The organism is Gelidibacter sp., assembly GCF_035515035.1.
In the GTDB taxonomy this organism is placed as follows: Bacteria; Bacteroidota; Bacteroidia; order Flavobacteriales; family Flavobacteriaceae; genus Gelidibacter.
This window is the reverse complement of the sequence record NZ_DATJCA010000058.1, coordinates 1-9,762: the sequence shown is the minus strand read 5'-3', so window position 1 is coordinate 9,762 and position 9,762 is coordinate 1. Positions and strand designations below refer to the sequence as shown.

The 9,762-nt window shown below is 39.3% G+C and carries 12 protein-coding genes; 7 read left to right on the top strand and 5 right to left on the bottom strand.

Annotation, left to right across the window (positions count from 1 at the left end; genetic code table 11):
• Together VLZ86_RS04995 and VLZ86_RS04990 are read left to right on the top strand one after the other, a co-directional pair.
• Positions 1 to 1,224: DEAD/DEAH box helicase (locus VLZ86_RS04995; protein WP_325449357.1), on the top strand; the 1,224-nt coding region annotated here is incomplete at its 5' end.
• Between the two features lie 2 nt (positions 1,225 to 1,226).
• Complete coding sequence (locus tag VLZ86_RS04990; protein WP_325449355.1) at positions 1,227 to 2,540, top strand: DEAD/DEAH box helicase; 1,314 nt, start codon at positions 1,227 to 1,229, stop codon at positions 2,538 to 2,540.
• A 184-nt stretch (positions 2,541 to 2,724) separates the two neighbouring features.
• On the opposite strand, the gene VLZ86_RS04985 is transcribed toward VLZ86_RS04990, so the two are convergent.
• A complete protein-coding gene (locus VLZ86_RS04985; RefSeq protein WP_325449351.1) occupies positions 2,725 to 3,465 on the bottom strand; it encodes an acyl-CoA desaturase in 741 nt (246 codons plus the stop codon).
• A gap of 65 nt (positions 3,466 to 3,530) precedes the next feature.
• The gene (locus tag VLZ86_RS04980; protein WP_325449349.1) at positions 3,531 to 4,100 is read right to left on the bottom strand and encodes a Crp/Fnr family transcriptional regulator; all 570 of its coding nucleotides are present in this window, start codon (positions 4,098 to 4,100) and stop codon (positions 3,531 to 3,533) included.
• A gap of 634 nt (positions 4,101 to 4,734) precedes the next feature.
• On the opposite strand from VLZ86_RS04980, the gene VLZ86_RS04975 reads away from it, so the two are divergent.
• The 5 genes from VLZ86_RS04975 (at position 4,735) to VLZ86_RS04960 (ending at position 6,841) form a co-directional block, all read left to right on the top strand.
• Positions 4,735 to 4,887, top strand: a complete 153-nt coding sequence (locus tag VLZ86_RS04975) for a hypothetical protein (RefSeq protein ID WP_325449347.1) — start codon at positions 4,735 to 4,737, stop codon at positions 4,885 to 4,887.
• Between the two features lie 43 nt (positions 4,888 to 4,930).
• Positions 4,931 to 5,779 (top strand): hypothetical protein, encoded by an 849-nt coding sequence (locus VLZ86_RS04970; protein ID WP_325449345.1) that lies wholly within the window; start codon positions 4,931 to 4,933, stop codon positions 5,777 to 5,779.
• Between the two features lie 173 nt (positions 5,780 to 5,952).
• The gene (locus VLZ86_RS16295) at positions 5,953 to 6,219 is read left to right on the top strand and encodes a DUF3995 domain-containing protein (RefSeq protein WP_414652540.1); all 267 of its coding nucleotides are present in this window, start codon (positions 5,953 to 5,955) and stop codon (positions 6,217 to 6,219) included.
• 56 nt (positions 6,220 to 6,275) lie between these two features.
• Positions 6,276 to 6,449: a hypothetical protein gene (locus VLZ86_RS04965; protein ID WP_325449343.1), complete on the top strand. Its 174-nt coding sequence runs from the start codon at positions 6,276 to 6,278 to the stop codon at positions 6,447 to 6,449.
• 224 nt (positions 6,450 to 6,673) lie between these two features.
• Positions 6,674 to 6,841: a hypothetical protein gene (locus tag VLZ86_RS04960; RefSeq protein ID WP_325449341.1), complete on the top strand. Its 168-nt coding sequence runs from the start codon at positions 6,674 to 6,676 to the stop codon at positions 6,839 to 6,841.
• Positions 6,842 to 7,027: 186 nt separating this feature from the next.
• On the opposite strand, the gene VLZ86_RS04955 is transcribed toward VLZ86_RS04960, so the two are convergent.
• The 3 genes from VLZ86_RS04955 to VLZ86_RS04945 form a co-directional block, all read right to left on the bottom strand.
• The gene (locus tag VLZ86_RS04955; RefSeq protein WP_325449339.1) at positions 7,028 to 7,834 is read right to left on the bottom strand and encodes a type 1 glutamine amidotransferase domain-containing protein; all 807 of its coding nucleotides are present in this window, start codon (positions 7,832 to 7,834) and stop codon (positions 7,028 to 7,030) included.
• A gap of 7 nt (positions 7,835 to 7,841) precedes the next feature.
• Positions 7,842 to 9,002 (bottom strand): iron-containing alcohol dehydrogenase, encoded by a 1,161-nt coding sequence (locus VLZ86_RS04950; protein ID WP_325449337.1) that lies wholly within the window; start codon positions 9,000 to 9,002, stop codon positions 7,842 to 7,844.
• Positions 9,003 to 9,024: 22 nt separating this feature from the next.
• Positions 9,025 to 9,762 (bottom strand): NADP-dependent oxidoreductase (locus VLZ86_RS04945; RefSeq protein ID WP_325449335.1); only part of this gene is annotated, 738 nt, incomplete at its 5' end.

Below are 9,762 nucleotides of genomic sequence, written 5' to 3'. Positions count from 1 at the left end.
AAAGAAGATGTGGTGGTGATGGCAAAGACCGGAACCGGAAAAACGGCAGCCTTTGGCTTATCCTTACTGCAATTAGTTGATGTAGCAAATACCCATGTCCAAACGCTGATTTTAGCACCTACAAGAGAATTAGGACAGCAGATCTATACCAACTTGACGGCTTTTGCTACCAATAGTCCCGAGGTATCCATCGCCTCAGTATGTGGTGGTACACCCATCAAACCTCAAATTGAACGGTTAAAATTGCCTACGCATATTGTGGTGGCTACCCCTGGGCGTTTGGTAGATTTGATGACCCGTGGGGCTATTGACATTAAAAATGTCCATTATTTAGTCTTGGATGAAGCGGATGAAATGGTCAGCGCTCTAAAAGATGAAGTGGATGTGATTATCAAAGCCATTCCAAAATCAAAACGGACTCTATTGTTTACGGCCACCATGCCCGGAGCCATCAAGCAATTGGTTCAAAATTATATGTCTAAGCATGTGGCGCATATTGAGGCCGATATGGCAACAACGGGGCATCAAGGCATTGATCACCAATACGTGGTTGTTGAGCCTATTGAGAAATTAGAAGTCTTACTCCATTTTTTAAGTTCACAAGAAGGTGAGCGTGGCATCATCTTCTGTAAGACCAAGGCTGCTGTTAACAAGCTGGCAAAAAACCTGGCCATTAATAAGTTTTCATCTGGTGCCTTGCACGGAAGTTTGACCCAAGGCATACGCGACCGGATTATGGAGCAGTTCAGAGAAGGCTATATCGATATTTTAGTGGCTACTGATTTGGCGGCCCGTGGCATTGACGTCAAGGAAGTGTCTTATGTAGTCAATTACCATTTGCCGGACACTTATGAGGCTTACGTGCACAGAAGCGGACGTACAGCAAGGGCAGGAGCAAACGGATTGTCCCTAACCATCCTGCAACAGGAAGAAGTTGAGGATATTGCTGATTTTGAACAAGAATTGGGGATTGTCTTTAAAGAATTCAAAAAGGCTGATGCGCAGAGTATAGAAGAAAACAACGCCCTATTATGGGCCCGAAAGATATTTAAAACCAAACCCAATCGGGAGGTCTCTGAAGATTTTAAATCCAAGATCAAAACTGTATTCCATCATTTGACCAAAGAGGAATTGGTTGATAAAATACTTGCCAACTACTTGGCCCAAACCCGCACGGAAACCCCGAAACCAGAAGTTTCCAAAAAACGTAAAAAGAATCAATAAGCATGGCAAAACGCATCAAGGACCAACAGGATATTTTGGACAAATTAAATATTCAAAGCTTACATCGCATGCAAAAAGAAGCTATTGCGGTGATTGCAGAAACCACTAATACAATTCTCCTGTCTCCTACAGGTACAGGTAAGACCTTAGCGTTCTTATTACCGTTATTGGAGGTTTTAGACCCCACGAGTACCGAAGTGCAGGCACTTATCATTGTGCCATCGCGCGAGCTGGCCATTCAAATTGAACAAGTGGCGCGCGATATGGGCTCAGGATTTAAGGTGAATGCGGTATATGGCGGCAGGCCCATGTCTAAGGACAAAATAGAAATAAAACATGCGCCGGCGATTTTGATCGGTACGCCCGGGAGAATACTCGACCATTTTGATGCGAATCGGTTTTCAAAGTCAAGTATTAAAACGCTTATTTTGGATGAGTTTGATAAATCGTTGGAAGACGGTTTTGAAGATGAAATGAAGCGGATTATCGGGCAATTGCCCAGTATTAACAAACGAATACTGACTTCTGCGACGCGACTTGAAAAGATTCCTGGCTTTGTCCGCTTGGATAAGCCAACAACGATTGACTACCTCACCGAAAAGAGAAAATCAACTTTGGCCATCAAAACCGTGGTCTCTCAAAAACCAAATAAGCTACCGTCCTTATTGGAATTGTTGCAGCATATTGGCAATAGGCAAGGCATTATCTTCTGTAATTTTAGAGAGAGTATTGATCAAGTCAGTCACTTCCTAAAACGCAATAACATCAGTCACTCCTGTTTTTCTGGAGGCATGGAACAGCAAGAGCGTGAGCGCTCGCTCATCACTTTTAGAAACGGCAGCAGTCAGATTCTCTTGGCCACCGACTTAGCCTCCAGGGGCATTGATATTCCAGAGCTCAGCTTCATTATTCATTACGAATTGCCAAAGCATCAGGAGGAGTTTATTCATAGAAACGGTAGAACGGCACGGGTCAATGCCAAGGGTACGGCCTATGTGCTAAAAGGGAGCGACGAACAGTTGCCTGAGTTTATTAAGGAGTCAAAACCTTATAAGACCTCCACAAAAGCTCCAAAGTCGGCGCCGGAATGGGAGACCTTATTTATTTCTGGAGGACGTAAGGACAAGATTTCCAAGGGCGATATCGTCGGTCTTTTCGTAAAACAGGGCGGTCTTACTTCAGAACAATTGGGCACTATTGAACTCAAGCAAGATTGTGCTTTTGTGGCCGTTCCAATTAAAGAGGCCAAACGGATTGTCAAAATCTTGGACAATACACGTTTAAAGAAGAAGAAAGTACGGATTAGGGTGCTTTAGACTTGGATTTAGCTCCAAACTCTTTGGTTTTTAGACAGAGATTGCACTAGTTTAATCTTTCACAAATACGCGTTTTAATCGTTTTCTTAATTAGTGAAATGGATGGGTAACGACGACGCAACGGTTCGTGAAAATCCGTGAAATTCATGAATAAAGGAAATTAGGTTGAAAAGCGCAATCTCCTTTATTTCTTAACCGGGATCGCTTTCAACTGAATCACCCCCAAAGCATTCAAGACACGAATAATCTGATAGGTCATATCTACTTCATACCATTTGACACCGAAGTTAGCGCGACTTGCAAACTTATGATGGTTATTATGATAGCCTTCACCCATCATTAAGAAATCAAAACGGAAGAGATTTTTACTTGTATTTTTCATTTGGTAATTGACATAACCATAGATATGGCCAAACCAATTGATGATAACACCGTGGATTGGAGCCATCATAAAGGTAATTGGCAATAATAGCCATTGCCACCAAGCGGTTACAAAGTAAATAAAGAACAATACGTAAAGTGCCATCCACAAGATTCGAGAAACTCTGGAGCTCGCAAATTTATCAAAAGCCGCCCACTGTGGAACGTTTTTGGTAAAACGTTGGTCTACTTCAATACGTTGTTTATTGATATCCTGATATATATTTTTTGTTTTCCACATCATCGCAAACATATTGTCATCATAAGAGGGCGAATGTGGATCTTGCTCGGTATCCGTATAAGCGTGGTGCATACGGTGCATCACGCCGTAGCCATAAGCACTTAAATAACTCGAGCCTTGAAAGATCCAAGTAAGGACAAACGTGATTCGTTCCATGGGTTTAGACATGGTAAATACTTGATGGGCCGCATAGCGATGTAAAAAGAAAGATTGAAAGAATAAGCCCCCATACCAGAGTACAAGGACAAAAAGGACAATAACCATAGTTTTTTTTACAAAGATAGTGGGATATATACTGCCAAACAATGAACCTAGGTCAAGTAATGTCCCTATAAACGCCTTCTAATTCTGCTCAAGGCCTGTGCAGTGACCCCAATATAAGAGCTTATATATTTAAGAGGAATGATTTTTATGAGTTCTGGGCGCTCCTTAAAGAGTTTTAAATACCGTTCTTCAGCAGTCAGGTTTAACAAGTGTTGCTCTCGCTTGGATTTAATCAAAAATAGACGTTCGGCCGCCAATCTACCAATGAGGTTTCCTATTTCGGTTGTTTTATACACGGCCTGTAAGTCGTCATAAGTAATGCTCAATAGTGTCGTTTCCGTTAAGGCTTCCAGTTCATACGCCGAAGGTTGTCGTGTCAAGAACGAATCATAGGCACTGATGAACTGGTCTTTAAAGCTAAAGCCAAAGGTGATTTCCTTTTCTGAATTTTCTTTGGGAATATATAAGCGTACGACGCCAGATTCAATAAAAGAAATGTGATTTTCAATGTCGTTCAGTTTAAGGAAAACCGACTTTTTAGGAATGACCCGACGCTGTAATTTTGAAGTGAAAAAATCCCAGTCTGATTGAGAGATGGTAGCTATTTGATCTAAGTAAGCTTTTATTTGTTGCAAATCGTGTAAGCTAATGATTGAACCTACAAAGATATTGCTCTTTCGCTTTATAATCAAATCAAATTATAACCTGTATCGTAGAGAATGTAGCTCTTTGCGTGAGAAATGGAACGCGGATGACGCTGATTTGAACGGATTCTCACCGATCTTTATAAAAAACCTACTTTTATTTTGGGATGTTATCCTTTGCGTGAAATAATAACACAGAGATACACTGAGGTTTCAAAGAGATGCACGGAGAATTAAGGAACGCTGATCTTAACGTATTTCTGTACCACAAAACCTTCTTATTGTGCGAATGATCTAATCGGTATTTGTTACTTTTATTTTAGATAATTCATTTTTAGGTTTTACTTTCAAAATAAACGCTAAATTGCTATCAGCATTCCCTGGTTGCAACCAAAACTAAACTATGGATTTTGTTCATTTGGTGGTCATAATTATTTTATTGATTTCCCAGAATATTGCATTTTTTATTCCATCAGTGGGCATTAAAATAACTACTAAAATGTATAACGCGTAAAAGAGAGTAGAACCTGCTTGGTGATAATTGATTGGAGTTGTACAGAGGTATTTCACATGCTATCGAACTATACTATAGAAAATGATGTGAACAATTAAATATAATAAATAGATGAAAAATGAATTAAAAGATGCGGAATTTAATAAAAAGCAAAATCTTTTGGATTACGTGAATCAAAACTCGGATAAATTAAATATTGTATCCATCAGTTCTATTCAGGAGGCGATATCATATAAACACTTTTTATGGTATTATGATAAATAACCATAATGATTGAAATGCAGTTTTACCCAATACAATACTACTTATGATTTTACCCCATAAAACTTTTTTACGACTAGCATTCGTACTTCCTTTTTTCAGTTTTTCTCAAAATGAATTCTTGGATTATGGTATTGACCGTAAAAATGATACCACCTATGGCACAATTAGGAAGGCACTTACAAAAAATGGTCTTCTCGTTGAAAAAAATCCAAAGTCTACTGAAAACAGAGTGATGTTTCGAACTCATAAATTGAGAAATTACAAGAAACTAAGATTTAACGATGATATTTATTGGTATGAAAAACCTTCCGTTGCAGATGGTATTTACACTACATCCACACCTCGAATAATTCCGGAAGACAGTATAGCCAAACGTTTTGGAGATTTTATCAACGTTCAAAAAAGACTTCCTGATTTTGTAGTCACAAAGACCAATGATACCATTTATGGTAAATTCCGAGATCCTATATTTTGGAAGTTCCACTTTTTAGATACCGATAATGTAAAAATCAAAATCGAAAAAGATTATATAAAAGCTTACCGATTTAATAATGATGTTTACCTCCATAAGGAAAAACGAAAGAACGCAATTTTTGAAGAGGATGGTGCTTATTTAAAATTAGTTTTGGACGGAAGAGTTAAATTATATGAATACGAACATATCTATAAAACTTTGGACCCAACGACCCACCTTCCGACACAAAATAAAGTTGCTTATTTATACATAGAAAAAGGGGAGGAGGTCTTACTTCTCGATGGTTTTCTTAACAAGAAAAGATTAGCCAAATTGTTCGAGGACAATCAACCGTTGGTATCAAAAATTTTAAATGAAGAATATATCATGGAAAACATGTATCTGATGGTGAAATATTATAATACCGCTCTCAAATAACCTCTAAAGGAAAAATATTGAAAATGACTATAACATCAATGGTTTTAAGCTTTATTCTTATCGGACTTGGAATGATTCATTTTAACTGGGTCATAGGTGGAACCTTTGGTTTTGCAGCATCATTACCGATTAATAAAAACGGTGAAAGGTGTTCCCGAAAAGGCAGATAGTTTATTGTTGGTATTGAATTGGCCGTATTCGGAATTTTCTATCTTCTTAGAGCTGGACTTTTTGACCATAATTTACCAGAATGGGTCATGGTCTTGGGCAGTTGGGTAATTCCAATCATATTTATTCTAAGGGCAATTAGAGAATTTAAATACGTCGGGTTTTTCAACAGCGTAAAAAATACGTATTTTGGGAAATTAGACAGTAGATTTTTTTCGCCCTTATGTTTGATGATTGGAGTGTTAGGCATCCTAATTCAATTTGTAAAATAAGTATATATTTAGTAAACTAAATCTAATCCCATAGGGCTTATTTAAAAACAGGAATAATGGCTTCTACATTTATTATTTTTTTATCACTGGTTCTTTTGACCTACGATTTTCTTGGAGTACGAACTGTGGTAGATGTATTTATTATCCCCACATTTGTTATTAATGTGGCGCTTATATTTAGAACTTTTAAAAACAAAGAAGCAGTTATCGCTAAATCTGAATTTAAATAAAAACATGAAAAAAATCATTCTTATTATCCTTGTCTTGGTTTGGGTATCATCATTGGTTATTTTAATAATCGCTCTAACAGACCTATATCCGAATACTATTTTTAAAGAATTTCGCAGTAGTGTTGGAATTGCATTTATCACATTAACTGGATTGTTAAAACTAATGTATAACGCTGCTAATAAAAAGAGTAACAATAGTATTTCAAACCGCCAATATTAAATTTATGAACAGAAATCAAATTATCGGCATTGGCATTTTCAGTATGGGAATGGCAACTTATTTTATCAGCGAAAATCAAATCATCGGAACGGTTTCTGGCGTCCTATGCACTATTGGCTTAGCATATATTTTAAAGATAATGCCGTTTACTAAAGGGAATATCACCAAATAATTCGAAATGATTCTTATACTCGGACTTTATTACTCCTCATGCAAGAGACTGAATCAGCAGTGAAACAGATTGATTGAATATTTAAAGAAGGAAGTCAAGACATTTAAATATCAATGATTGCCAAGGGTGTCAAACAAAAAAAGCTGCCCTTTCAGACAGCCTTTTCTTACTACTAAATAGTAAGGATTATTTTAAATTCTCCAAAAGTTTTTCAGCAACCAACTCAGAAGAGGCTGGGTTTTGACCTGTAATTAAGTTTCCGTCCTGAAGGACATACGGCGCCCAATCGTCTTTTTTGGAATAAATGCCTCCATTCTCTTTCAGCATGTCTTCTACCAAAAATGGAACGACGTCTGTCAATTGGACCGCGGCTTCTTCGGTATTTGTAAAACCAGTGACTTTCTTGCCTTTTACCAGCGGTTGGCCCTGGGCATCCTTAACATTTTTTAGTGCTGCTGGCGCGTGACAGACAAAAGCAATCGGCTTATTCTGACTATTGAACTTCTCGATTAAAGCAACTGATGTGCTATCATTTGCCAAATCCCACAACGGGCCGTGTCCACCGGGATAGAAGACAGCATCAAAATCGTCGGGATTCATATCCGCTAAACGTTTGGTATTTGCAATTTTCGCCTTGGCCTGCGTATCCTCGTCAAAACGTTTGGTAGCCTCGGTTGCAGCATCTGGGGTGTCACTGCTTGGATCTATTGGTGCAGCACCACCTTTTGGGGTGGCAATGGTTATCTGTGCGCCTTTATCCAATAAGGCGTAATATGGGCTTGCAAATTCCTCAACCCAAAATCCTGTTTTCTTTCCTGTATCTCCTAATTTATCGTGAGATGTCAATACAAATAATATGTTCATGTCTTTTTCTATTTTAATGTTTGTTTGGCCTTCTGAAACGGTTTCAGAAGCATTTTGATGGTTCGTATCTTTACAACTTGATGCGATCATCACAGTGAGCATAAATGCTATTGCTTTTAATGGTTTCATTTAACTATCAATACGCCATTTTCACAATCTGTTCAACCTTATCCGGTGATAAGGATTTATGCTCGCCCAAGCCTAACCATTTGCGTTCTGTAAAGCGTTGTGAAATGGTTTCAGCGGTGCCTTCATAATCATTGGTATATTCCGATAACTTGGTGTCGATACCCAATTGGTGAAAGAATGCCACTGTTTTATCTATGGCAGCATGGGCTTTTGCATCGGTGTCGCCTTCAGTAATGTTCCAAACACGTTCGGCATATTGCGCGAGTTTCTCCTTTTTGGCTTCAAAGTTGAATTTGTAGTGGCTTGGTGCAATCACGGCCAAGGTACGGGCATGATCAATGCCAAACAAGGCTGTCAATTCGTGCCCAATGGCATGCACCGCCCAGTCGCCAGGAACTCCTTTTTGAATGAGTCCGTTAAGGGCCATCGTACAGCTCCACATAAAATCAGAAGCGGCCTTGTAATCTGTTGGGTCTTTCAACACCTTTGGTGCCACTTCAATTAAGGTCTGCAGAATACTTTCTGCAAAACGGTCCTGTAACCTTGCGTTTATAGAGTAGGTCATATATTGCTCCAAAACGTGCGTAAAAGCGTCGGTTAGCCCGTTCGCCAATTGACGTTGCGGAATGGACGTAATGACTTGAGGATCTAAGATGGAGAACTCCGGAAATAAACCAGGTCCGCCCATAGACAATTTCTCTTTGGTTTCCTTTCTGGTAATCACCGCGCCTGAATTCATTTCAGAACCTGTTGCCGGTAAGGTCAACACTGTTCCAAAGGGCATCCCTTTTTCAGTCTTTATGTTCTTGGTTAAAATATCCCAAGGGCTATCCCCTTCAAAGAGGGCAGCTGCCGATAAGAACTTGGTGCCATCAATCACAGATCCAACGCCAACGGCGAGCAAATAGGTGATGTTCTCGTTCTTAATCATTTTTAAGGCCTCCATTAAAATAGCATATTCTGGATTGGCAGGAATGCCGCCAAACTCAATTACTTCCACATTGGCCAAAGCCGTTTTTACCTGATCATAGATCCCGTTTTTCTTAATACTGCCGCCACCATAGAGCATGAGGACTTTAGCATCATTAGGGATTTCATTGGATAATTTTTTAATGCTGTCCTTTCCAAAGATAATTTTGGTCGGGTTTTTAAATTCAAAGTTGTTCATTTGTTTGTCTTTTGATGTTTAGTTATACTTTAACGACCATTTTGCCAGTGTTTTTACCTTCGAAAAGATCCATAAAAGCTTTTGGAATATTGTCAAAACCTTCTACCACAGTCTCGGTGTAGGTGAGTTTTCCTGCTGCCAACCATTCGGCCAACTGCTTCATGGCTTCTGGAAACTTTTCTTCATAATTGGAAACAATAAAGCCTTGCATTAAGGCACTGTTTTTAACCAGGAAAGGCTGCACGCTGATGCTCTTTGGAACTTCTGTTTCGTTATAAACGGAGATGGCACCACAATTAATGGTCCGTGAGAATTTATTGATATTGAACAATACGGCATCCGAAATTGGGCCGCCAACATTATCAAAATAGATGTCGATACCGTTTGGTGCTGCCTTGGCGATATCCGCTCTTATATCCTTACTGGTGTTATAGTTGATGCCCGCATCAAAGCCGAATTTGCTTTTTAACAGCTCTACTTTTTCATCGGTTCCGGCAATGCCGATAACGGTAAGGCCAAGGATTTTACCAATCTGACCTACAACAGATCCAACCGCACCCGCAGCGCCTGAAACAATCAGCGTTTCGCCAGCCTGAGGTTTCCCAATTTGGGTGAGTCCTAAATAGGCCGTTAATCCGGTCATCCCCAAAATACCCAAATAGGCACTTAAAGGCGCTTTCTCGCCATCCACTTTCATGAGGCCTTGCCCAGAGACGACTTGCTGTGTTTTCCAATCCAACATGCCCATAACGAATTCGCC